At 74.4% G+C, this 22,910-nt stretch carries 21 protein-coding genes; 10 read left to right on the top strand and 11 right to left on the bottom strand.

The genetic code is table 11. From position 1 onward, the window contains the following. Positions 1 to 43 precede the first annotated feature (43 nt). On the top strand, positions 44 to 640 hold the full coding sequence (locus AB0H75_RS27550) for a TetR/AcrR family transcriptional regulator (RefSeq protein WP_367800944.1): 597 nt from the start codon (positions 44 to 46) through the stop codon (positions 638 to 640). Positions 641 to 683: 43 nt separating this feature from the next. On the opposite strand, the gene AB0H75_RS27545 is transcribed toward AB0H75_RS27550, so the two are convergent. Beyond that, positions 684 to 2,954, bottom strand: coding sequence for a catalase (locus AB0H75_RS27545; RefSeq protein WP_367800942.1), 2,271 nt, complete (start codon positions 2,952 to 2,954; stop codon positions 684 to 686). Positions 2,955 to 3,070: 116 nt separating this feature from the next. After that, positions 3,071 to 3,958 (bottom strand): diacylglycerol kinase family protein, encoded by an 888-nt coding sequence (locus tag AB0H75_RS27540; protein WP_367800940.1) that lies wholly within the window; start codon positions 3,956 to 3,958, stop codon positions 3,071 to 3,073. Between the two features lie 122 nt (positions 3,959 to 4,080). On the opposite strand from AB0H75_RS27540, the gene AB0H75_RS27535 reads away from it, so the two are divergent. From AB0H75_RS27535 to AB0H75_RS27525, 3 genes are read left to right on the top strand one after another with little or no spacing between them, the layout of a single operon-like run. Next, positions 4,081 to 4,812, top strand: coding sequence for a phosphatase PAP2 family protein (locus AB0H75_RS27535; protein WP_367800938.1), 732 nt, complete (start codon positions 4,081 to 4,083; stop codon positions 4,810 to 4,812). Next, complete coding sequence (locus AB0H75_RS27530) at positions 4,805 to 5,482, top strand: phosphatase PAP2 family protein (protein WP_367800936.1); 678 nt, start codon at positions 4,805 to 4,807, stop codon at positions 5,480 to 5,482. The genes AB0H75_RS27535 and AB0H75_RS27530 overlap by 8 nt, the downstream gene beginning before the upstream one ends. Beyond that, positions 5,482 to 6,735 (top strand): MFS transporter, encoded by a 1,254-nt coding sequence (locus AB0H75_RS27525; RefSeq protein ID WP_367800934.1) that lies wholly within the window; start codon positions 5,482 to 5,484, stop codon positions 6,733 to 6,735. The genes AB0H75_RS27530 and AB0H75_RS27525 overlap by 1 nt, the downstream gene beginning before the upstream one ends. 10 nt (positions 6,736 to 6,745) lie before the next feature. Here AB0H75_RS27525 and AB0H75_RS27520 read toward each other — a convergent pair whose 3' ends face one another. The 3 genes from AB0H75_RS27520 to AB0H75_RS27510 form a co-directional block, all read right to left on the bottom strand. Then, a complete protein-coding gene (locus tag AB0H75_RS27520) occupies positions 6,746 to 7,705 on the bottom strand; it encodes an anti-sigma factor RsbA family regulatory protein (RefSeq protein WP_367800932.1) in 960 nt (319 codons plus the stop codon). After that, entirely contained in the window at positions 7,702 to 8,577 is an 876-nt protein-coding gene (locus AB0H75_RS27515) for an MEDS domain-containing protein (protein WP_367800930.1), read from the bottom strand. The genes AB0H75_RS27520 and AB0H75_RS27515 overlap by 4 nt, the downstream gene beginning before the upstream one ends. Positions 8,578 to 8,657: 80 nt before the next feature. Beyond that, on the bottom strand, positions 8,658 to 10,055 hold the full coding sequence (locus tag AB0H75_RS27510) for a hypothetical protein (RefSeq protein WP_367800928.1): 1,398 nt from the start codon (positions 10,053 to 10,055) through the stop codon (positions 8,658 to 8,660). A gap of 160 nt (positions 10,056 to 10,215) precedes the next feature. Between AB0H75_RS27510 and AB0H75_RS27505 the strand changes: the two genes are divergently transcribed. Continuing rightward, entirely contained in the window at positions 10,216 to 10,872 is a 657-nt protein-coding gene (locus AB0H75_RS27505; protein WP_367800926.1) for a response regulator transcription factor, read from the top strand. After that, a complete protein-coding gene (locus tag AB0H75_RS27500; RefSeq protein ID WP_367800924.1) occupies positions 10,869 to 12,023 on the top strand; it encodes a sensor histidine kinase in 1,155 nt (384 codons plus the stop codon). The genes AB0H75_RS27505 and AB0H75_RS27500 overlap by 4 nt, the downstream gene beginning before the upstream one ends. On the opposite strand, the gene AB0H75_RS27495 is transcribed toward AB0H75_RS27500, so the two are convergent. Further along, positions 12,002 to 12,883 (bottom strand): DNA-3-methyladenine glycosylase, encoded by an 882-nt coding sequence (locus tag AB0H75_RS27495; RefSeq protein WP_367800922.1) that lies wholly within the window; start codon positions 12,881 to 12,883, stop codon positions 12,002 to 12,004. The two genes, AB0H75_RS27500 and AB0H75_RS27495, sit on opposite strands and share 22 nt — an antisense overlap. Further along, complete coding sequence (locus AB0H75_RS27490; RefSeq protein ID WP_367800920.1) at positions 12,880 to 13,995, bottom strand: LLM class flavin-dependent oxidoreductase; 1,116 nt, start codon at positions 13,993 to 13,995, stop codon at positions 12,880 to 12,882. Before AB0H75_RS27490 ends, AB0H75_RS27495 begins: the two co-directional genes overlap by 4 nt. A 122-nt stretch (positions 13,996 to 14,117) precedes the next feature. Between AB0H75_RS27490 and AB0H75_RS27485 the strand changes: the two genes are divergently transcribed. Further along, complete coding sequence (locus AB0H75_RS27485) at positions 14,118 to 15,014, top strand: hypothetical protein (protein WP_367800918.1); 897 nt, start codon at positions 14,118 to 14,120, stop codon at positions 15,012 to 15,014. Between the two features lie 85 nt (positions 15,015 to 15,099). Here the strand turns inward: AB0H75_RS27485 and AB0H75_RS27480 are convergent, their stop codons facing one another. After that, a complete protein-coding gene (locus AB0H75_RS27480) occupies positions 15,100 to 16,047 on the bottom strand; it encodes a sulfotransferase (RefSeq protein WP_367800916.1) in 948 nt (315 codons plus the stop codon). Between the two features lie 65 nt (positions 16,048 to 16,112). Between AB0H75_RS27480 and AB0H75_RS27475 the strand changes: the two genes are divergently transcribed. Further along, positions 16,113 to 17,468, top strand: a complete 1,356-nt coding sequence (locus AB0H75_RS27475) for a lanthionine synthetase LanC family protein (RefSeq protein ID WP_367800914.1) — start codon at positions 16,113 to 16,115, stop codon at positions 17,466 to 17,468. Between the two features lie 63 nt (positions 17,469 to 17,531). Further along, positions 17,532 to 17,879, top strand: coding sequence for an antitoxin (locus AB0H75_RS27470; protein WP_367800912.1), 348 nt, complete (start codon positions 17,532 to 17,534; stop codon positions 17,877 to 17,879). Between the two features lie 63 nt (positions 17,880 to 17,942). Here the strand turns inward: AB0H75_RS27470 and AB0H75_RS27465 are convergent, their stop codons facing one another. Beyond that, positions 17,943 to 19,271 carry an MFS transporter gene (locus tag AB0H75_RS27465; protein ID WP_367800910.1) on the bottom strand — a complete coding sequence of 443 codons (1,329 nt, stop codon included), beginning with the start codon at positions 19,269 to 19,271 and terminating at the stop codon, positions 17,943 to 17,945. Between the two features lie 135 nt (positions 19,272 to 19,406). On the opposite strand from AB0H75_RS27465, the gene AB0H75_RS27460 reads away from it, so the two are divergent. Further along, the gene (locus AB0H75_RS27460) at positions 19,407 to 20,894 is read left to right on the top strand and encodes a cobyric acid synthase (protein ID WP_367800908.1); all 1,488 of its coding nucleotides are present in this window, start codon (positions 19,407 to 19,409) and stop codon (positions 20,892 to 20,894) included. Here AB0H75_RS27460 and AB0H75_RS27455 read toward each other — a convergent pair. Further along, on the bottom strand, positions 20,839 to 21,858 hold the full coding sequence (locus AB0H75_RS27455; protein ID WP_367800906.1) for a 1-acyl-sn-glycerol-3-phosphate acyltransferase: 1,020 nt from the start codon (positions 21,856 to 21,858) through the stop codon (positions 20,839 to 20,841). The genes AB0H75_RS27460 and AB0H75_RS27455 overlap by 56 nt on opposite strands. A gap of 45 nt (positions 21,859 to 21,903) precedes the next feature. Continuing rightward, a complete protein-coding gene (locus tag AB0H75_RS27450) occupies positions 21,904 to 22,749 on the bottom strand; it encodes a patatin-like phospholipase family protein (RefSeq protein ID WP_367800904.1) in 846 nt (281 codons plus the stop codon). Positions 22,750 to 22,910 lie beyond the last annotated feature (161 nt).

The following is a 22,910-nucleotide window of genomic DNA, read 5'->3' as shown; positions in this document are numbered from 1 at the left end:
AGAGGTAATGTACCGATAGGTAAAAAAATATGAGGAGGTACGCATGCCAGGCGGCCGGCCCCGGGCCTTCGACCCCGACGCCGCACTCGACCGGGCGCTGGAGGTCTTCTGGCGGCAGGGGTACGAGGGCACGTCGCTGTCGGACCTGACCACGGCGATGGGCATCAACCGCCCCAGCCTGTACGGGACGTTCGGCAACAAGGAGGAGCTGTTCGCCAAGGTCCTGGAGCGCTACGTCGGCGGCCCCGGCGCGTTCGCCGCCGAGGCGCTGGAGGCCCCCACCGTGCGGGAGGTCGCCGAGCGGCTGGTCCGCGGCGCGGTCGAGCTGACCAGCGGCCCGGGGACGCCCGGCGGCTGCCTGAACGTCAAGAGCGTGCACGCCTGCGGCCCCGACTCGGCCCCGGCGCGGCAGGCGGCGATCGACTGCCGCAAAGCGGGGGAGACCGCCCTGCGGCGCCGCCTCGAACAGGCCCCCGACCTGCCGCCGGGCCAGGACCCCGCGACCCTGGCCCGGCTGCTCCACACGATCACCGACGGCATCGCGGTGCAGGCCGCGGGCGGGCGCCCGCACGACGAGCTGAGCGAGATCGCCGAGCTCGCCCTGCGGGCCCTGCTCCCGCCCGACGGGAGCGCCTCATGAGGAGGTGAGGGTCGGGCGAGGTGAGGATCGGGCGAGGTGAGGCTCAGGCGACGTCGGCCGCCGGGGGGAACCGGTCCCAGACGCGGTGCAGGGACAGCAGCCCGAGCGTCCCGCGCAGCACCTGCTCGCCGTCCTCGCCGACGACCACGCCGGGGGCCTGCTCGGGCACGCCGGCCTGCGCGAGCACCCGCGCCGCCGTCCCCCAGCCGCCGATGGCCTTGGCGTGCCGGTACGCCTCCATGACCATGAGCACCACGCGCGGGTCCACGGGCTCGTCCGGCGCCCGGTTGCCGGCCTTGGCGTCGCGCGCCCCGTAGGCGTCCCTGCCCGGCAGCGGCGCGCCCGCCAGCAGCAGGGCGTCGAACTCGACCGAGCGCGCGGTGAGGAAGGTGCGCTGCACCGGCATCGTGCCCAGCATGCCGCCCTTCGGCGCGACGAGCAGCGGCACCATGCCGCCGGCGAGCACGGCCTGCCGCACCGCGTCCACCACGCCGAGGTCGCACGACTCGTCGGCGACGATGCCGATGATCCGCCCGTCGGCCGGCCACTCCCGGCCGAGCTGCGACAGCGCCGGGCTCGGCGCCGCGTCGGCCAGCGGCACGGACGGCTCGGGCGCGGGCAGCCCCAGCCCCTGGGCCACCTCGCGGCACAACACCGGGTCCACGTTGGCCAGCACCCGTAGCTGCCGCTCCTTGACCGCCTGCTCGTAGCACTTGCCCAGCTCGAAGGTGAAGGCGTCGATGAGGTGCTCCTTCTCCGTCGGCGACAGGCTGAGCCAGAACAGCCGCGGCTGGCTGAAGTGGTCGGCGTAGGTCGCCGGCGCCTCGCGCACCTTGCGCCCGGACACCTCGGTCGGCACCTCGACGAAGGCGCCCTCGCCCAGGCCCGCGTGGAAGGGGCAGCCGCCGTCCAGCGAGTTCGGCTTGTACGGCGCCACACCCCGGTGCACCGCGGTCTGGTGGTAGCCGTCGCGCTGCATGTCGTTGACCGGCGCGTGCGGCCGGTTGATCGGAAGCTGCGGGAAGTTGGGTCCGCCCAGCCGGGTGAGCTGCGTGTCGAGGTAGGAGAACAGCCGGGCGGCCAGCAGCGGGTCGTCGGTGACGTCGATGCCGGGCACCAGGTGGCCGACGTGGAAGGCGACCTGCTCGGTCTCGGCGAAGAAGTTGGACGGGTTGCGGTTCAGCTCCAGCAGGCCGATGGGCTGGACCGGCGCCAGCTCCTCGGGCACGATCTTCGTCGGGTCCAGCAGGTCGATGCCCTCGAACATCTGCTCCGGGTTGTCCGGGAAGACCTGGACGCCCAGCTCCCACTGCGGGTACGCCCCCGCCTCGATGGCGTCGGCGAGGTCGCGCCGGTGGTAGTCCGGGTCCACGCCGGCGATCATCTGCGCCTCCTCCCAGGTCAGGGAGTGCACGCCGAGCTTGGGCTTCCAGTGGAACTTCACCAGCGTCGTCTCGCCCGCCGCGTTGACCAGGCGGAAGGTGTGGACGCCGAAGCCCTCCATCATCCGGTAGGAGCGCGGGATGCCGCGGTCCGACATGTTCCACAGGGTGTGGTGGGTGGCCTCGGTGTGCAGGGAGACGAAGTCCCAGAACGTGTCGTGCGCGCTCTGCGCCTGCGGGATCTCCCGGTCCGGGTGCGGCTTGCCGGCGTGGATGACGTCGGGGAACTTGATGCCGTCCTGGATGAAGAACACCGGGATGTTGTTGGCCACCAGGTCGAACACGCCCTCGCTGGTGTAGAACTTGGTCGCGAAGCCGCGCGTGTCGCGGACGGTGTCGGCCGAGCCGCGCGAGCCGAGCACGGTGGAGAAGCGCACGAAGACCGGCGTCTCCGCCTTCTCGGCGAGGAAGGCCGCGCGGGTGATGTTCGCGGCGGTGCCGTAGGAGCGGAAGACGCCGTGCGCGCCGGCGCCCCGGGCGTGCACCACCCGCTCGGGGATGCGCTCGTGGTCGAAGTGCATGACCTTCTCGCGCAGGTGGTGGTCCTGCAGCAGCACCGGGCCGCGCGGGCCGGCCTTGAGCGAGTGGTCGGTGTCCCGCAGCCGCACGCCCTGCGCCGTGGTCAGGTACGCGCCGCCCTGCGCCGTCGCCGCCCGGTCCGCGCCGGTGGGCTGCCCGGTGGGGGAGAAGGTGTCCGGGCCCGTCTGGTCGGGCTTGGGCGGCAACGGCTCCCCTGGCTCGGTGGGCTGCTCCAGCGCGGGCGGCGCGCTGTTGGGCACCCCGGGGATCTCGGCCGCCGGCGCGTGACCGTGGTCGGTGACGGCGTCCACGACCTTGTCGACCGCGGACTTGATCGGGTTGGACTCACTCATCGATGGAATCTCCTCGGCGCACGCCGTGACGGGTTTGCGGCTTCTGTCAGGCGTCGTTCAGTACCCACGTCACCAAGCGCCACTCGGGAGAGTTCTGCCCTGATAGGTGATTCCGGTCACTCCCGCCTGGGGGGCAGGCAGATCGTGAGCGCGCCCGGGGCGGCCTCGGCCTCGATGCTGGTGACCTTGTCGCGTTCGCCGCCGTCCAGCTCGTACATCAGGGGCGAGCCGAAGCGCGCCGACACCTTCCGCGCCCGGGTGATGCGCACCAGCGGCGACTCGTCGGAGCGCCCGGCCGCCATCCTGCCGAGCACCCGCGCCCACTGGAGCGGGCCCTTGGCGGTGGAGATCCCGACGTCGAGCCAGCCGTCGTCCGGCCGGGCGTCGTCGAACGCCTCGATGCCGCCCGCGATCGTGCTCACGTTGCCCAGCAGCAGGCAGCTCGCCATGCCGTCGAACCAGGTCGTGCCGTCGATGTCGATCTTCATGGGCACCAGCGGGCCGCCGACCCCGCGGATGGCCGCCTTGACGTAGCTCAGCTTGCCGAGGCGCCGCTTGGCCGCCCCGTCGGCCCCGGCGATCATCTCGGCGTCGAACCCGGCGCCCGCCATCACCGCGAAGTGCTCGCCGTTCAGCACGCCCAGGTCCAGCTTCTCGCGCCGGCCGTGGAAGCCGATCCGCACGGCCTCCTCCAGGTCCACGGGGATGCCGAGGTTGCCGGCGAACAGGTTCGCGGTGCCGGCGGGCAGGATGGCCATCGGCACCTTGGTGTCGGCGAGCGCGTCGGCGCAGCGCTGCACCATGCCGTCGCCGCCCCAGACGAACACCAGCTCGGCGCCCTCCTTGAGCGCCTTGCGGACCTTCTTGGGGGCCTTCTTGCTCTTCGGCACCTCGTACCAGAGCAGGTCGGAGACGCCTTCCTCGGTGATCAGCACGCGCAGCCTGTCCAGGCCGGCTCCTAAAGTCTTCTTGCGGTGCGCTATCACCGCCACAGTGGGGGACATGCCACTCCGACTACCCCGGCCGGCGGCCGGCAGGCAGACGTTTCGCTTTCATGATCCGGGCGCATCATCCGGCCCGTGCGGGGTAGCCGTGGCGGACGCGCATCGAGGGAGGGCCGGAGAACGTGAGGCGTCCACTGCTCAAAGATCCCGAACGCGGCCTGGGGCTGCGGCTCATGGTCGCGAGCTTCGCCGTGGCGCTGCTCATGGTGCCCTTCACCCTCCTGCTCGTGGTGGCCAAGATGCCGCTGAACGACCTGGACCGCCAGGTCGCCGAGAACCTGCACGCCTACGCGCTCGACCATCCCGGCGTGACCCGGCTGCTGATCGTCTGGACGGACCTGTTCGGGCCGTGGCCGTGGCGCGTCGCGGTCGTCGCGTACGCCGTCTGGCTGCTCCGCAAGGGCGCGCCCCGGCTGGCCGCCTGGGCGGTCACCACGGTGACCGTGGGCGGACTGCTCGGCCTCGCGCTCAAGATCGTCGTGGCGCGGGCCAGGCCGCACCTGCCGGACCCCGTCGCGCTCGCGCCGGGCGACTCCTTCCCGTCGGGCCACGCGGTCAACGTGACGCTCGGCGCGGGCGTGGTCGTCCTGCTCCTGCTGCCCTCGCTGCCCCGGTGGGGGCGGCGGCTGGCGTGGGCGCTGGCGTGGTTCGTGGTGCTGTCGGTGGCGTACACGCGGGTGGCGCTCGGCGTGCACTGGATGAGCGACGTGGTCGGCGGGATCGTGCTGGGCGTGGCGGTGATCGCCGCCACCTCGGCGGCGTTCGAGACGTGGCGGCGCGAGCAGGGGCGCAGACCGGCCTCGCCGGTGACTGAAGGAGTGGAACCCGAGTCGGTGAAGGTGACCCGTGAGTGAGCATGTGAAGTACTACGCGATGACGGTGTTATCTCCGCTGCTGCTGATGGCCGCGGTGACCTACGGCGTGGGCGAGGCGATCCTCGCCTGGCCCACCGGCGAGGCGACGGTGAGCCGCACGCTGGCGGCCGACCGCACCTCGCTGTGGAACACCCTGACCGACTACGGCAGCAGTCTGTCCGACACCCCCTACATCGTCGCCCTCACCGCGATCGCCGCGATCGCCTTCCGGCTGGCGTGGAAGCGCTGGCTGGAGTCCGCCTTCCTGATCGTGGCCGTGTGGAGCCAGTCGCTGGTCTTCCTGGCGACCACCGAGGTCGTCGGGCGGCACCGGCCGCCGGTCCAGCACCTCGACCCCGCGCCGCCCACCTCCAGCTTCCCGTCCGGGCACGTCAGCGCGGCCGTCGCGTTCTACTGCGGGCTCGCGCTCGTGCTCGCCACGCACACGCGCAACAAGGCGCTGCGGGTGGTGATCTGGGTGCTCGGGATCGCCGCGCCGCTGATCGTCGCCTTCTCCCGGCTGTACCGGGGCATGCACTTCCTCACCGACGTGAGCTGGGGGCTGCTGCTCGGCACCGTCTGCGTGGTGGTGGCGGCCCGGGCCATCCTGTTCCGGCGGGAGCGGGAGCAGCGGCGTAGCGGGGTGGCCCGGCCGGTCGTGACCGCGTAGTGCGCTCCCCGGAAACGGACGGCCGGCCCTCGGAAGCGGGCCGGCCCTCGCCGGGTGGTGGCCGGACGGCCGCGCCGCGGGGGCCGCTGCCCCCGCTGCTCGCCGCCGTGCTGCTGCTCGGCGTCGCCGAGTCCATGACCGGGCCGTACCTCGTGCTGTTCGGCTCGCAGCGGGCGCACCTGACGGCGTTCCAGATCGGGACGTTCGTCTCGGCGACGGCGGTGAGCGGCATGGCCGTCAGCCTGTGGCTCGGCCGGCGCTACGACCGCGCGCCGGGCCGGTGGCCCGCTCTGGTGGCCGCGGCGGTGGCCGGAACCGGCTACCTGCTGCTGACGGGGGCGACGGCGTACTGGTCGCTGCTGGCCGTGGCGGTGCTCTTCCTCGGAGCGGGACAGGCGGTGTTCCCGCAGGTGTTCGCGCTGAGCCGCAGCCACCTGGACGGCGGCTCGCCGATGCCGGCGAGCGGCACGCCCGTCCTGCGGTCGGCCTGGTCGCTGGCGTGGGCGGCCGGGCCGGTGGCGGGCGGCGCGCTGCTGGCCTGGCGGGGCTTCGACGCCCTGTTCCCGGCCACGGCGCTCGGCTTCGCCCTGACGGTCGTGGCCGTGTTGTGCCTGCCCGCCCCGCCGCCGCCCGCGGCCCCGCCCGCCTCCTCCGCCGCGGCCCCGCCGCCCGCGCCCGCCGCGGGCGGCTCGCTGGCGGCGGCCATCGGCGCGTTCGTGTTGTTCCACACCGCCATGTACGCCGGGTCCGTGGCCCTGCCGCTCTACGTCACCGAGGAGCTGGGCCGCCCGGCGAGCGAGGTGGGGCTGATGTTCAGCGTCTGCGCGCTGGTGGAGATCCCCGCCGCGCTCGCCCTGGTCCTGCTGCCGGGACGGGCCCGGCACGGCCGGCTGATCCTGCTCGGGATGGCGCTGCTGGCCGGGTACCTGGCGGTCACGGCGGCCGCCACCACCGTCACGGCCCTGGTGCTCGCCCAGATCGCGCGCGGCGTGGCCATCGCGGTCGTGGGCGCCCTCGGCATCACGTACGTGCAGGACCGCCTGCCGGGCGCGGCCGGACGGGCGACGACCCTGTTCGCCAACGCCGCGACGGCGGGCTCGCTGGTGTCGGGCGTGGCCGCGGGCGCCACCGCGCAGGCCCTCGGCTACCGGGCGGCCCTGGTGGGCTGCGCCGTGCTCGCGGCCCTGGCGTGCGTCCTGTTCGCCTTCGCCGGGCGCGGCCGCACCGCCCAGGGCGGGCGCGAGGGGGCGTAGGAGGGCGGGGTCAGCCGCGGGCCATGTGGAGGCGGATCTGGGTGCCCTGGTCGCCGGAGCGGATCTGCACCAGCTCGCACAGCCGCCGCACCACCCACAGGCCGTGACCGCGGGCCGACATGGGCGGGGGCGGCAGGTAGCCGGGCAGCAGCCGCTTCATCTGCCCCGGGTCGGTCACGTCGCAGACGACCACGGGCCCGTCGGCCCACAACACCAGGCGGCCGTGCCCGCCGCCGTGCTCGACCGCGTTGCTGACCACCTCGTTGACGGCCAGCAGCAGCAGCCCGACGCGCTCCTCGGACGTCCCCAGCGGGGCGAGCGCGCTCCGCACCGCGCGGCGCATGAAGTAGAGGTCGCCGTCGAAGGGGAAGTCCGCGAGCGGGTGCGCCGGCGGCGGGGGCAGCGGGAGGGTGTCGTGCTCGCAGGCGAACAGCTCGGGCTCGACGTAGGCGGCGCTGGGCTCGGCGTCGCCGCCCGGGGTCAGCAGCTCGGGATGGGTGCGCCGGGCGTCGGCGACGATGTGGCCGGGCACGGCCCGCTCGTCGTACGGGCACAGGATCCAGGCGGGCCGGCCGGCGAACGCGGCGTTGAGCACCGACTCGTACCGGATCCACTCGGCGTCCTCGGCCGCGCTGCGGCCGTGCCAGGCCGCCTCGCCGATGACCCGCATCCGGCCGTGCCCGTTCCGGTGGGCGTCCACGTAGCGGTCGTAGGCGGCCAGGGCGCGGCCCGGCGCGTCGTACCAGTCGGCGGCCTCGGCGAACTCGACCCGGTCGGCGTCGCCGCCGAGCGCCGCCCGCAGCAGCCCGATGTTGGCGGCGGTGGTCACGGCCAGGACCCTGTCGCCGGCGGCCAGCCCCTCGCGGCAGAACGGCTCGGTCGCGGACAGGAACTCCCCGTCACTGCCGTAGAGCAGCGCGTGGTGCACCAGCCGCGGCGGCGCTCCCTCGTCGGCTGCGGCGGCGCTCATGGACGGACGTCCTCCTCGATGCTCAGACCCTCGGCACCGTCCCAGCCCGTCAGGCGCAGCAGCCTGCGTAAGAGGGGCGTCGCATGCCGCACCCGGACGCGGTGACCGGCGCCGCCCACCAGCCCGGCGGTCCGCGCGAGCGCGCGCGTGCCGGCCACGTCGATGAACTCCAGCTCCCCTATGTCCATCCACACGTCACCGCCGGCGCCGGCGGCGTGCTCCAGGACGGCCCGCCACGCCGGCGCGCTGTCGCGGTCGATCATGCCCTGGACGCGCAGGACCAGCTCCCCGCCCGGCCTGTACGACGGCAGCACGCACAGGCGGTCGTCCTCGGCCAGGGCGTTCATCCCCACGTCGCCCGGATGGCAGACGGTCAGCTCGCCCAGCCGGGGCGCGGGGAACAGGCGGGTGTCGTACTGGCACAGCGCCGCGGAGTCACCTTCGGCGAACAGCGCGGTGACCCGGCGCTCGTAGTCCTCCAGCATGTCGCCGCCGGGCACCTCGCGCAGCGCCCAGCTCATCTCCCCGGTGACCCGCAGCCCGGTGAAGCCCGCCGCCAGGCTGTCGCCGACCGTGTCGCGCAGCAGGGCGATCATCAGGTCGGGGTCGAAGCGGCCGGGGCTCAGGTAGCTGCCGGCGGCGGTGAGCACCTCCAGCCGGCCGTTGGCGGTGGCTCCGGCGACGTCCACGCCCGCGTCCGCCAGCCAGCCGAGCACCCCGTCGGGGGCCGGCTCGTCGGTGAAGTACATCACCCGCTCGCCCCGGTGAAGGCCGTCGGAGACGAACGCGCCGGCCACCGCCCGCTGCTCCGTCTCGTGGGCGAACGTCAGGCAGACGTGGTCGCCGAGCCGCACATCCTTGATCTGCCGCACGAACCCACCTGCCGATCTTGAGGAAGGCGGGACCTGTGCCGGTTCCGCCCGTCGATCACCCCCAGACTACGGCAGGCTCCCTAATAGGACGAATGCCGCATTCTGTGGGCCAATCCCCGCAGGGCCAGCGCGGCGGCCAGGCACGCCGGCGGAACGGCCGGCAACACGTAACGGTGGTCGAAGTCGAGCGCGGCCACCGGCGCCACGAGCAGGAACACCGCGAACGACCACGGCAGCAGCGTCGCCCGCCGCCCGCGCCCGGCCACCACGCCCAGCCCGCCGGCCACCAGCAGCACCCCGAGCAGCGGGCCGTGCAGCGCCCACGGGTAGGGGTAGGCCGCCAGGAGCGACGCGTACGGCTCCACCGAGGACATGCCGCGGATGTCCCGGTCGTACTCGGCGCGGACCTTCCCGATGAGCGCGTGCTCCTCGGGCAGCGTCCACGACCCGACGGGGAAGGTCACCGCCGGCACCACCCGCTTCGGATGGGCGACCGGGGTCCAGGAGAAGGCCAGCGCGGTGTCCGCCGCCACCGCCCGCAGGTAGTCCAGCGGCTGGGCGGTGATCGCGGCCACGGCGAACGACCTGGCCAGGTCGTTGTGGGCGAACCGGCCGCCGGGCAGGCGGTTGATCGCGGCGCCGGGGGCCCAGACGTACTCGGAGGCGGCGTCCACCACGGTGCCGTTCGGGCACAGCGGGGCCAGCTCGGGCGGCGGCTGGATGCGCGCGCAGTCGGCGAACGTCATCGTGCGGGCCCACAGGGCGACGCCGTCGGAGCCGCTGAGGGCGAACCTGCCGTGGTGGTGGGCGTACCAGCCGGCGTAGGCCAGCAGCGGCAGGCCGCCCGCGAGCACCAGCGCCACGACCCGCCGCCAGGGCGTGCGGCGCAGCAGCAGGTACAGCGCGGCCAGGCCGAGCAGCGGCACGGCGGCGGTGCGGGTCAGCCCGGCCAGCGCGAGCAGCAGGCCGGCCGCCGCGGCGGCCCTGGTGGAGATCGCCGCGGGCCGCCACATCAGGGCCAGCAGCGCGGCCATGACCAGGAAGATCACCTGCAGGTCGGACAGCACCGCGTGCTCCAGGCGGAGGAACGGCGGGGCGAACAACACCGGCACGGTGGCCAGCGTCGCCCCCCAGCCGGGCAGCGACCAGCGGCGCAGCAGGACGTACGACATCACCGCGATGCCCAGGCCCATCGCGTGCTGCACCCCGACCACCACCTCCACGCTGTGGAAGGGGCTCAGCGCCCGCAGGAACCAGGAGTAGCCGGCCGGGTGGAACGCCTCCTGCGGGCGCAGGTGCAGCGCCGTGTCCAGGTACGTGAAGGAGTCGTACCAGTAGAGTTGCGCGGTGTCGTACCCGAGCATGACCAGCACGCGCAGCGCGGCGGCCAGGGCGAGCACGCAGGCGAACAGCCGGTGCCCCGGCGGCGTGCGGAGGCCGGCGACGGGGGCGCCCGCGCGGGGCAGGGTGAGAGTCACGAAGTGTCCTCCCGTGCGGCGGGGCCGGGCGGATCCCGGCCGTAGGGGAGGCAGTCCAGCGGTCGGCGGCTAACCTGATCGTCACCAGAATTGGTTATGCCGGCGTTATGTCGGTTCGGCGAGGATCGTCGGCGTTCATGGAACGAGCAAGGGGGCGGACGTGCGGGTGCTGGTGGCCGAGGACGAGAAGATGCTCGCCGACTCGATCGCCGAGGGCCTGCGGGGCGAGGCGCTGGCGGTGGACATCGCCTACGACGGGGAGTCGGCCCTGGAACGGCTCGGCGTGCACGACTACGACGTGCTGATCCTCGACCGCGACCTGCCGCAGGTGCACGGCGACGAGGTGTGCAGGGCCGTGGTCGAGCGGGAGTGGCTGGTCAGGGTGCTCATGCTGACCGCCGCCGGGGACGTGCGCTCCCGGGTGAGCGGGCTGTCGCTGGGGGCCGACGACTACCTGTCCAAGCCGTTCGCGTTCGAGGAGCTGGTGGCCAGGGTGCACGCGCTCGGCCGCCGCGCGCGCAAGGCCGACCCGCCCATGCTGGAGCGGGCCGGGGTGCGGCTGGACCGGGCCCACCGGCAGGTGTTCCGCGACGGCGTGTACGTGCCGCTGGCGCGCAAGGAGTTCGGCGTGCTGGCCGAGCTGCTGCGCGCCCGCGGGGCGGTGGTCTCCGCCGAGGAGCTGCTGGAGAAGGTGTGGGACGAGCACATCGACCCGTTCACCAACACCGTGCGCACCACGATGGTGAAGCTGCGCAAGAAGCTCGGTGAGCCCCAGATCATCGAGACCGTGCCCGGAGCGGGGTACCGCATCCCATGAGCACGCGCCTGCGCTTCGCCCTGGCCTGCGCCGGGGTGTTCCTCGTCCTGGGGGCGCTGGCGCTGGCCGGCGTGTGGCTCGTCGTGCGCGCCAACCTGGAGTACCGCGCCGACCTGCTCACCCCTGGCTGCATCGAGGGCGGGTACTGCAGGAACGACACGACCTACGAAGTGGCGCGCCGGCAGGCCATGCGGGTCCGCGCCGCCTACCAGCGCGGCACCCTCGACGCCGTACGCACCATCGGCGGGGCCGTCGTGCTGGCCGCCACGGCGGGCGCGTTCGGGCTCGGCTGGCGGACGGCCGGCTGGGTGCTGCGGCCCCTCAGGCGGGTCACCGAGGCCGCGGGGAAGGTCGCCCAGAGCCACGACCTGACCGGGCGCATCGCCTACGACGGCCCGCGCGAGGAGGTCAAGGAGCTGGCCGACGTCTTCGACACCATGCTCGGCCGGCTGGCCCGCGCCTTCGACGGGCAGCGCAGGTTCGTCGCCAACGCCTCGCACGAGCTGCGCACCCCGCTGACCATCAACAGGACCCTCGTGGACGTCGCCGTACGCCGTCCCGACGCCACCGACGACGTCAAGCGCCTCGGCGAGTCGCTGCTGCTGGTCAACGCCCGCCACGAACGCCTCATCGACGGCCTGCTGGCGCTGGCCGAGGGCGAGCAGGCGGTGCTGGACCGGCGGCCGTTCGACCTGACGGACGTGGCCGAGCACGTGCTCGACCAGGCCGCGGCCGAGGCCGCCGAGCGGGAGGTGACCGTTCACCGGCTGCTCGACCCCGCCCCGACCCACGGCGAGGCGGTGCTGGTCGAGCGGCTGGTGCAGAACCTGGTGGAGAACGCGATCCGGCACAACCACCCCAAGGGCGAGGTCTGGGTCTCCACGCGGCGCAGGGCCGACCGGGTCGAGCTGGTCGTGGCCAACACCGGGCTGCAGGTGCCGCCGTACGAGATCGAGACGATCTTCGAGCCGTTCCGCCGGCTGCACGGCGACCGGCTGCGCTCGGACCGGGGCAGCGGGCTCGGCCTGTCGATCGTCAAGGTCATCGCCGAGGCCCACGGCGGCACGGTGACGGGCTGGCCGCGCGAGGAGGGCGGCCTGTCGATCACCGTCGAGCTGCCGGTGGACCCTCAGTCCTCGGGCGTGCCGTAGGAGGTGGCGCGGAAGAGGAAGGACGCCCAGGAGCGGTAGGGCCGCCACGCCTCGGCCAGCCCGCGGTAGGCGGCCGGCGGGGTGTCCTCGGGCAGCCCGTACGCCTCCCGCAGGATCGCGAACAGCCGCGGCTCGTCGCCGGGGAAGGCGTCCGGCGCGCCCGCGCCGCGGATCAGGATGAGCCCCGCGGAGAACGGCCCCACGCCCGGCAGCGCGCGCAGCTCCGCCAGCGCCTCCTCGGGGGCGAGCGAGCGCAGGTGCTCGGTGGTCAGCACGCCGTCGAGCGCGGCCCTGGCCAGCCCGCGCACCCACTCCTCCTTCTGCGCGGGCAGCCCGAGCCCGCCCGCCTCCAGCAGCGACACGGGTGGCGGGAAGACCAGGCACGGCTGCCCGTCCACGGTGAGCCGGGTGCCGTAGCGCTCGGCGATGCGCTGCTTGATGCGCGCGGCGATGAGCATCGACGAGCGCTGCACGATCACCGCCCAGCACGCCGCCTCCCACGGGCTCCAGAAGCACACCGGGCGCAGGCCGGGGCGGCGGCGCCGCAGGTCGTCGAGCACCGGGTCGGCCCCGGCGGTCTTGGCGAAGCCGGCGCCGTCGACGTCGAGGGAGAAGATGCGCGCCACCTCGCCGCGGATCGACGGCCCGGCGGGCCGGGTGGTGGCCACCTCGACCCCGCCGGGCGCCGCCGTCACGCGCACTCCGATCGGCAGCCAGTCGCTCTCCGCGCAGTAGGCGAAGCGCAGCGCCCGCCCGTCGGTGGGCAGCGCGCTGGTGGCCGGCCAGTCCTCGACGAAGCGCAGGGAGTCGCCGAAGTCGAACGGGCCCTCGGCGGTGAGCGTGAATCCGTGCAGGGTCATGCGCGTATGGTAGGAGCCTCCCGCGACAGCTCGGGACCGGCCGGCGCCGGGGCCAGGCGGGGGAGCACGTACTCGCCCACCCGGTACGCCTCCTCCAGGTGCGGCCAGCCCGACAGCACGAACTCCGACACGCCTGCCTCGGCGTACTCCCTGATCAGGGCGGCGACCTCGGCGTACGAGCCGACCAGCGCGGTGCCCGCGCCCTCGCGCACCAGCCCGATCCCGGCCCACAGGCCGGGGTGGATCTCCAGGTCCCGGGCCGAGCCGCCGTGCAGGTCCACCATGCGGCGCTGGCCGACCGAGTCGTAGCGGGCGAAGCGGCGCTGGGCCGCCGCGACGCGGGCCGGGTCCATGCCGGCCAGCAGCCGCTCGGCCGCGGCCCACGCCTCGGCGCCGGTGTCGCGGGCGATGACGTGCACGCGCAGGCCGTGGCGGAGCTCGCGGCCGAGCGGGCCGGCCAGCGCGCGCAGCCGGGCGATCCGCTCGGCGACGGCGTGCGGCGGTTCGCCCCACATGAGCGCCACGTCGGCGTGGCGGGCCGCGACCCGCTCGGCCGCGGGGGAGGCGCCGCCGAAGTACAGCGCGGGCGCCGGGTCGAGCGGGCGGGCCAGCCCGCCGCGCTCCACGTGGTAGTGCTCGCCGTGGTGGTCGAAGGGCACGCCCGCCCAGGAGCGGCGCAGCACGTGCAGGAACTCGCCGGTCCTGGCGTAGCGGGCGTCGTGGTCGAGGAAGTCGCCGTAGGCGCGCTGCTCGACGGGGTCGCCGCCGGTGACGACGTTGAGCAGCAGCCGCCCGCCGGAGATCTCCTGGAAGGACTGCGCCTGCTGCGCGAGCAGGGTGGGCAGCGCGTAGCCGGTGCGGAAGGCCACGAGCAGCTTCAGCCGCTCGGTGTGCTGGGCCAGCGCGGCGCAGACGATCCACGGGTCGGGGCAGCCCGCGCCGACCGGGGTGAGCGCGGCCTCGAACCCGGCCTGCTCGGCCGCCCGGCCGACCTGGGCCAGGTAGGCGAGGCTCGCGGGGCGGTCGGCGGGCCGGAAGGCGTCGGTGGTGGTGATGGCCGAGCGCACGTCGTGGCCGTCGCCGGTCGTCGGCAGGAACCAATGGAAACGCATATGACTCATCGGTCCTCTCCCCGACGCCACATATCTATGTAAAGTCTATAGGTAATAAGGAAAACCTCAAAGAGAGGTAAGTGGCGATGTCCGGTAGCCTGCCCGGCCCTACGCTCGGTCCCATGCCGATCGACGAGAACGCCTTCCTGCCCGACCCCGACCGCGCGCACGTGGCCGTCGAGCCGCCGTCCCCCGGGGCGGGGTACTGGGCGGGAGCGCCCAGCGCCGTCGCCGCCGACGGGCTGATCTACCTCGCCTATCGGCTGCGCCGCCCGATCGGCCAGGGCCGCGGCTACGCGGTGGCCGTCGCCCGCTCCTCGGACGGCGAGCGCTTCGAGACGCTGGCCACGATCACCCGCGAGGAGATGGACGCCGAGTCGCTGGAGCGGCCCGCGCTGGTCCGCCTGCCCGACGGGCGCTGGCGGCTCTACCTGAGCTGCGCCACGCCCGGCACCAAGCACTGGCGGGTGGAGGTGCTGGAGGCGGCCGAGCCGGCCGCCTTCGACGCGCGCACGCGCGTCACCGTCCTGCCCGGCGACCCCAAGACCGGGGTCAAGGACACGGTGATCGTCCGGCGGGGCGGCGTCTGGCACCTGTGGGCCTCCTGCCACCCCCTCGCCGACCCCGACGAGGCCGACCGCATGGTCACCGACTACGCCACCAGCGCCGACGGCCTGGAGTGGACCTGGCACGGCACGGCCCTCAGCGGCCGGCCCGGGCTGTGGGACGCGCGCGGCGTCCGGGTGAGCGCGGTGCGCTTCGACGGCGACCGGGTGGTGGCCTTCTACGACGGCCGGGCCAGCGCCGCCGAGAACTACGAGGAGCGCACCGGCGTCGCGACCGGCCCCGACCCGGCCGCGCTGGCCCCGGTGGGCGAGCGGCCCGCCGCGCAGTCGCCGCACCGCGGCCGGGGCCTGCGCTACCTGGAGCTGGTGGACCTGCCCGGCGGGCGGACCCGGCTGTACTACGAGTACACCCGGCCGGACGGGGCCCACGAGCTGCGCACCGAGCTGCGCTGACCCGCCGCGGCGGCCACCGTGCCCGCTGCGCCCGCCGCGCCCGCCGGGCCCCGCCGCCTCGGGCGCGGCGGGCCCGGCGGGCGCTTCAGTCGCGGCGGCCGTTGCGCGCCTGGCGCTGGCCCGGCGGCCGGGAGCCCACCAGGCCGCCGGAGCGCTCCCGGGGCCGCAGCCAGTCGCTGAAGTCCTCGCCGGTGACCCGCTGGAGCAGCGCGACGTCCTCGGCGAAGTACGGGATGAGCCGGCGCCGCTGCTCCCACGACAGCGGGCGCCGGGCCTGGCCGCGGTGCTGGAGCAGGCCCTCGATCGGCTTGGCCAGCGCGGGCAGGCGGCGGGCGAGCGTGGACAGCACGGCGTGCCGGGCACCCGGGTCGGGGTGCGCGGTCACGTTCTGCCGGGGCACCTCGGCCAGCAGTCCCTGCCGCACGCCCAGGTGGGCGCAGATCAGGTCGAGGGTCTCGGCGGGCCGGTCCACGATGTCCCGGTAGCGGAGGATCAGCACCTGCTCGCGCGGGAACAGCTCGAACAGGCGGGCCAGCTGCTCCCCGTAACGGCCGAGGCTCAGGTAGTGCCAGAAGTGCGCCCAGCCGGCGGCGATCCGCTCCGGCTCGGCCTCGCAGGCGCGGACGAGGTCGCCGATCGGCTCCAGCCCGGCCGACCAGAGGTGGGTCCAGTTGGAGTGGGCCCGCTCGACGGGGTCGCGCAACGTGACGACGATCCGGACGTCCGGGATCAGGGCCCGGATCCGGCGTTGCGCGGCGGCGTCGTAGAGGTAGAACGGAGTGGACTCGCCGGTCAGCGTGCCCGGGGGCGCGTCCTCGAACAGCGCCTCGTACTCCTCGCGCCGCCAGACGTGCTCCCGGTAGGTCTCCGCGTCGCCGGGGCCGCCGCGCTCGGGCGGCGGCCCGTCGGTGAGGAAGAACTTCGGTTCCTTGATCGTGGACAGATAGAGTTCCGGATGTTGTTGCAGAGCTGTGTGCAGGGCCGTGGTGCCGGCTTTGGGCACACCGGCGATCAGGAAATCGGGCAGTGCCACCGTTTTCCTCCGGGGGTCTTGAACAGTAGCCTGATTTTCCTACCGGAAGTGTGGGATACTCAAGCATGGGTTTGGACAAGACCCGCTCGCCGAGCGAGCGTGCCGAGACACCCCTGACCGCCGCCATCATGGCGGGCCGGTGGATCCGCACCGCGGCCAGGGACGACGCCTCCGGGCGCACCTGGGAGGCCAACCCGGACGCGCGCGGCCGTTCCGCGCTGGCCGCCCCCGAGCCCGGCTCCCTCTACGCGGGAGCCGCCGGCATCGTGCTGTTCTTCCTGGAGCTGGCCGCCGCCACCGGGCACGAGGCGTACCTGGCGGACGCCGCGGCCGGGGCCCGGCGGCTCGCGGCCACCTGGCGGGAGCAGGCCGACCTGACGCTCCACCACGGCCTGACCGGCACCGTCGTGGCGCTGACCGAGGCCGGCTGGGCGCTCGGCGACGAGGAGCTGGAGTCGGCGGCCAGGGCCGCCGCCGAGCACGTCGTGCGGGCCGCCAGGCCGTTCGGCGGCGGCCCCGGCTGGACCGGCGACCCCGCGCAGCGCGGCGACGGCGGCATCGTGCTCGGGCTGCTGCGCGCCGCCACCGCCCTCGGCGTGCCGCGCTACGAGGAGGTGGCGGTGGCGGCCGGGGAGCGCATCGCCGGGCTCGCCGTTCCCGGCCACCGCTTCGGCGACTGCCCCGACCTGCCCGTGGACGCGGTCACGCCCGGCTTCCTGGCCGGGACCGCGGGGACGGCGTTCCTGCTGGCCCGCCTGTACGGCGTCACCGGCGACCGGGGCTTCCTCGAAGCGGCCAACCGCGGGGCCGGCTTCGTCCGCGAGGTCAGCGACGTGACCGACCGGTGCGCGCTGGTGCCCCACCACGTGCCGCAGGGCCGCGGCCTGCACTACCTGGGGTTCTGCTCGGGCTCCGCGGGCGTGGCGCGCACGTTCCAGGAGCTGTACCGGGTGACGGGCGACCCGGGGCACCTGGACTGGGTGCGGCGGCTGGCGGGCGGCATCATCCGCAGCGGCGTGCCGGAGCGGCGCACCCCGGGCTTCTGGAACGTGGCCTGCCAGTGTTGCGGGTCGGCCGGGCTGCTGGAGCTGTTCGTCGGCCTGTGGGCGGAGAGCGGTGACGCCACCTACCTCGCCTACGCCCGCAAGCTGGCCCACCACCTCATCGGCGCGGCCACCGACCACGACGGGCGGGGTTTCCGCTGGTACCAGGCGTACCGGCGGCTGAGGCCCGGCGAGGTGAGCGCCGACACCGGCTACATGGTCGGCGCGGCCGGCATCGGCACGGCCCTGCTCCACCTCGACGCCGCCCTGCAGGGCGGCGAGGCCCGCCGCGTCATCCTCCTCCCTGACAATCCTTTCCCCGCCATCCCGGCTCCCGCGACCCACCTGCGCGACCACGAGGACGGCAACCGGCCGTGAGGACGCCCTGCTGGCGGGTAAGGGGACCGGGTAGCCGGATACGGGAGATGGATGATGAGCCGGATGAGTGAATGGCTGCGGAAGGCCGAGAACCTGGCCCGGGGACATTCCAAGCAGGCCGACCAGGTGCTGGACCGGGCCGAGCGGTTCGCCAAGGAGCGGACCGGCCACAAGTACGACGAGCAGATCGAGAAGGGCGTGGACGCCGTGCAGCGCCGCTACGGCGGCGGGGACGTCCCGGGCGCCCAGGAACCCGTGCGCCCGGCCACTGGGCACCCGACCACTGGGCACCCGACCACTGGGCACCCGGCCACTGGGCACCCGGCCACTGAGCACCCGACCACTGGGCAACCGGTCGAGCCGCCGGTCGCCGAACGCGAGCGCGACGGCCGCGGCCCGCTGAGCGGCTGACGGCGCCCATGCCCCGCTCCCTCCTCCCGTCCGGGAAGGGAGGGAGCGGAGCGGGGCGGGGGCTCAGCCGCGGGCGGCCGCGTCGAGGACCTTGGCGGCGTCCCGCTCGAAGGACGCCCTGGCCCCCAGCGTCACCAGCCCGCCGACGACCATCGGCACCACCAGGATGTACATCCCCGCCAGCAGCGAGCCGAGCTGGTCGGAGGCGATCCCGACGACCAGCGAGCCGAACGCGCCGCCGGCCGTCGTGAGCAGTTGCAGCACCGCGAAGCCGAGGCCGCGCGCGGAGGCCGGGATGACGTCGGCCAGGCAGGCGGTCATGTTGGGGATCGCGATCGACATCAGCGAGCAGGCCAGCAGCACCAGGGCGGTGAACGCGCCCGCCGACTCCACGGCCAGGGCGCCCGCCAGCACCACGGAGCCGGCGGTGATGCCGCCGCCGCCGGCCAGCAGCCGCCCGCCCTTGCGGGTGCCGTGCCAGCGCCGGCCCAGCCACGAGCCGACCAGCGTGCCGATCAGCGTTCCGGCGATCGTGATGAGGCCGCTCAGCGATCCGGCCGTGCCGACGCCGACACCGAGCGTGCGCACCATGAACGTGGGCAGCCAGTAGAAGATCCCCGCCAGGCCCAGGGTGAGGAACGACAGCCCGATGCAGACGAAGACCAGGGTGGGGACGGAGACGATCTGCCGGAGCTGCCGCCAGAACGGCGGCTTCCCGGCGGGCCGGTCCGGCGCGGGCGGGTCCGTGGGCGCCGCCCCGGAGGCCACCAGGCGGTCCAGCTCGCCGCGGCGCGGCTCGCGCAGCAGCCAGACCAGCAGGGCCGTGAGCACGCCGGGCACCACCATGACGAGGAACGCCGTGCGCCAGCCGAACGCCTCGGCCAGCACCCCGCCGAGCAGGGTGCCGACGCCGCCGAGGTACGTGGTGACCCGGGTGAGCCCGTACGCCTTGGCCCGGCTGATCGGCGGGTAGTAGTCGGCGAGCAGGCTGCCGGCGGCCGGGTTGTCGATGTTCTCGGCCGCGGCCAGCAGCACCCGCATGAGGTAGAAGATCAGGAACCCGGTCGCCAGCCCGCTGCCGAGGGTGGCGATGGCCCAGACGAAGACGACGACGGTGATGATGCGGGTGCGGTTGAGCCGGTCGGCCAGGTAGCCGGCGGGCAGGGAGACGACCGCCGCGGCCAGCGCCGCCGCGGTGGGGATCGAGCCGGCGGCGGTGTCGCTGAAGCCCCATTCGGCCTGGATGGCCGGGAGCACGCCGGAGAGCAGGTTGTGTTCGATGCGGTCCACGAGTCCGACGATGAACAGGACGACCAGCGGCGCCCAGCCGAACGGCGCCCGGGATGTCACGTCGATGGCGCCGGTGCGCGGCGAACCCAACGTCCCGACCATTCCCACCCTTTCGCTAGGTAAATCTAGAATTGCGTTCTAGGGCAACGTTCTAGACAGAGTGGCACAAGTCACAGCCTTGAGTAAATGGTGAGTTACCAGGAAATTTCCGGCAGTTGGCTCCGGTACGGTGATCGCATGGTCACCGGGGGACTGCTCGTCGCGGGCACCACGTCCGACGCGGGCAAGAGCGTCGTCACCGCCGGCATCTGCCGCTGGCTGGCCCGCCAGGGCGTGCGCGTGGCGCCGTTCAAGGCTCAGAACATGTCGCTCAACTCGTACGTCACCGCCGGGGGCGCCGAGATCGGCCGCGCCCAGGCCGTCCAGGCGCAGGCCGCCGGCCTGGAGCCGGTCGCCGACATGAACCCGATCCTGCTCAAGCCCGGCAGCGACCGCCGCAGCCAGGTCGTCCTCATGGGCCACCCGGTCGCCGACGTGGACGCGATGGAGTACGGCGAGCTGAAGGACCTGCTGCGCGCCACCGCCCTGGAGTCCCTGGCCCGGCTGCGCGAGCAGTACGACGTGGTGGTGTGCGAGGGCGCCGGCAGCCCCGCCGAGATCAACCTGCGCCGCGGCGACCTCGCCAACATGGGCCTGGCCAGGGCCGCGAACCTGCCGGTCATCGTGGTCGGCGACATCGACAGGGGCGGCGTGTTCGCCGCCTTCTACGGCACCGTCGGCCTGCTGGACGCCGCCGACCAGGCACTCGTCGCCGGGTTCGTGGTCAACAAGTTCCGCGGCGCGATGGAGCTGCTGGAGCCGGGCCTCGGCATGCTGCGCGAGCTGACCGGGCGGCAGGTGTACGGCGTGCTGCCCTGGCTCGACGGCCTCTGGCTGGACGTCGAGGACTCCCTGGCCCTCGACGCCCGCCGCGTGGCCGCCCGCCCCCCGCACGGCCGGCAGACCCTGCGCGTCGCGGTCGTCCGGCTGCCGCGCATCTCCAACTTCACCGACCTCGACGCGCTGGCCGCCGAGCCGGGCGTCGTCGTGCGCTTCGTCACTGCCCCCGCCGAGCTGGACGACGCCGACCTGGTGGTGCTGCCCGGCTCGCGGGCCACCGTCAGCGACCTGGACTGGCTGCGCAGGACCGGCCTGGCCGCCGCCGTCACCGAGCGGAAGGGCCCGGTCCTGGGCGTGTGCGGCGGCTTCCAGATGCTCGGCCGCGAGATCGTGGACGAGGTCGAGTCGGGCGCGGGCCGGGTCGAAGGGCTCGGCCTGCTGCCGGTACGCGTCGCGTTCGCGCCCGACAAGCGCCTGGCCCGGCCCGAGGGCACGGCCTACGGGCAGCCCGTGCGCGCGTACGAGATCCACCACGGGCGGGCCACCGTGGAGGGCGGCGAGCCGTTCCTCGACGGCTGCCGGGTCGGCGACGTGTGGGGCACCACCTGGCACGGCGCGCTGGAGAACGACGGCTTCCGCCGCGCCTTCCTGGCCGACGTGGCCGCCCGCGCCGGGCGCGACTTCGTCCCGGCGCCGGACACCGACTTCGCCGCGCTGCGGGAGCGGCGGCTGGACGCGCTCGGCGACCTCGTCGAGCGGCACCTCGACACCGGCGCGCTGCTGCGCCTCATCAGTGACGGCCCGCCGGAGGTCCCGCTTCTCGCGCCGGGAGCCGCCGGGCGCTGACCCAGGCGTCGATGCGCTCCCAGTTGTCGTAGAGCCAGCCGATCCCCTCCTCCCGGCCGCGCGGCACCTCCGCGGCCGGCACCAGCCACCACGTCGCGGTGACGCGCGCGGCGCGGGGCAGCCTGCGCCAGACGTCGCCCGGCGTGATCAGGTCGTCGAGGCCGGTGTGCGCCACGAACACCACGTCCGCCGCCGGGCAGGCCGCGATGGCGGCCAGGGCGCCGTTCGGGCGGGGCGGCAGCAGGTGCTCCAGGCCGCGGGCCCGGCCGGCCTCCTCCGTCAGCCCCTTGGCCTCCAGGCGGCGGATCGCCAGCCGGCGGCGGCGCGGGGTGAAGTTCGCGCCCTCCGGGAAGATCACCAGGGCGTCGCGCCCGTCCATCGTGGCGGCCAGGCGCCGGATCTCCCCGACGGTGCGCCGGCGCCCGGAGCGGCGGGGCACGAAGGCGTTGGGCAGCCGGTTGATCACCACGTCGAGCATCGGGTCGTACTGGAGGGCGGCCTTCATCACGATGCGGGGCCGCCGGTCGCAGGCCACGAGCAGGTGGTGGATCAGCAGGAAGGAGTCGCCGGGACCGGCGTGCCGGGACAGCACGATCACCGGGCCGGACGGCGCCGCGCTCCCGCCTGCGGGGCCCTCGACGTCCACGGCCAGCCGGAAGATGCGCGCCGCGGCCGCGTACACCCGCGACAGGAACCACCTGACCAGCCCGTAGTGCCGCTCCTGGCGGCGGGCCCCGCCCGCCACCCACAACCACAGGCAGGCGATCAGCACCAGCGACTCCAGCGTCAGCCACGCCACCCCGAACCACACGAACCGCGGCCCCCGGCGCTGCGGCGGCGGCAGCCGCATCGAGGCGGCGGCCGCGACGACCAGCCACAGCGGCAACGTCACCAGCATGGCCACGGTCACCACGATGACCAGCGGAGCCAGCACCAGCCTGCGCAGGATGCGTGGGGGGAGCAACGCGGCCTCCCTTACGGTCGTCCGGCCTCATCTCTGCCCAGTCCCTCATCCTTCATGCCGGCGCAGAGAGTGCTCGCGCAGGTAGCGGGAGGACGCCTCGTAGGCCCGGTCGATGCAGGCGGAGACCTGCGAGACGTCCCGGTAGCGCAGCGGCGACAGCGGCTCGGCGGCCCCGGTGGGCAGCACGTGCACCTCGACGCCCGGCGGCAGGCTGGCCATGTCCTCGGCGAAGCGGTGCCGGCGGGCGATCTCGAAGGCCACCATGCCCACCTCCCAGAACCGCCGGGGGGCGGTCAGCGGCCGCTCGATCCGGCCGACGTGCAGCACGTACACGCGCCTGGCGCCGAGCCGCACCGCCCGGCCGACCGGGATGCTGTGCACCAGCCCGCCGTCGTAGAAGTGCTCGCCGCCGACCACCACCGGCGGCAGCAGCCCGGGCACCGCGCACGAGGCCAGCACCGCCTCCACCAGCGGCCCCTCCGTGAACCAGTGCGCCGCGGCCCGCTCCACCGAGGCCGCCACGCACTGGAACGGCACCTCCAGCTCCTCGATGCGCCCGGCCCGCACAGTGGCGGCCAGGACGTCCCGCAGCGGCCCGATCGGGTGCAGGTGGGTGCCGGTCCTGGCCAACGTGGACAGCCGGGCCATCCACGAGCCGGCGAACGCGGCCCGTACGACGTCGGAGCGCCACAACCCGGTCAGCCTGGACACCGCCTCGCCCGGCCCGGCCGCGACGACCGCCCCGTTGAGCGCCCCCACCGAGGTGCCCACCACCAGGCCGGGCCGGATGCCCGCCTCGTCCAGCGCCTGCAACATGCCCACCTCGTGCGCGCCCAGCACCCCGCCGCCGCCGAGCACGAACGCCGTCTCTCCGTACCTGCCTCGCTCCATTAGGGCAGCTTGCCCGATTCGCGGGCCGGGAGCACCACGACCGGCTTGCGCATTCCGGAAGGCAAGGCGGGCGCGGTCTTCCCCGTCCTGCTGCGCGGCCGCACCGCGATCGAGGACCTGGTGACCAGCGTGCTCAGCCCGCTGCTCGGCGCGCGCGGTGA

Source organism: Nonomuraea sp. NPDC050783 (genome assembly GCF_040802095.1).
GTDB lineage: Bacteria > Actinomycetota > Actinomycetes > Streptosporangiales > Streptosporangiaceae > Nonomuraea.
The sequence above is the reverse complement of the archived record's forward strand: the minus strand, read 5'-3'. Positions and strand labels throughout refer to the sequence as shown.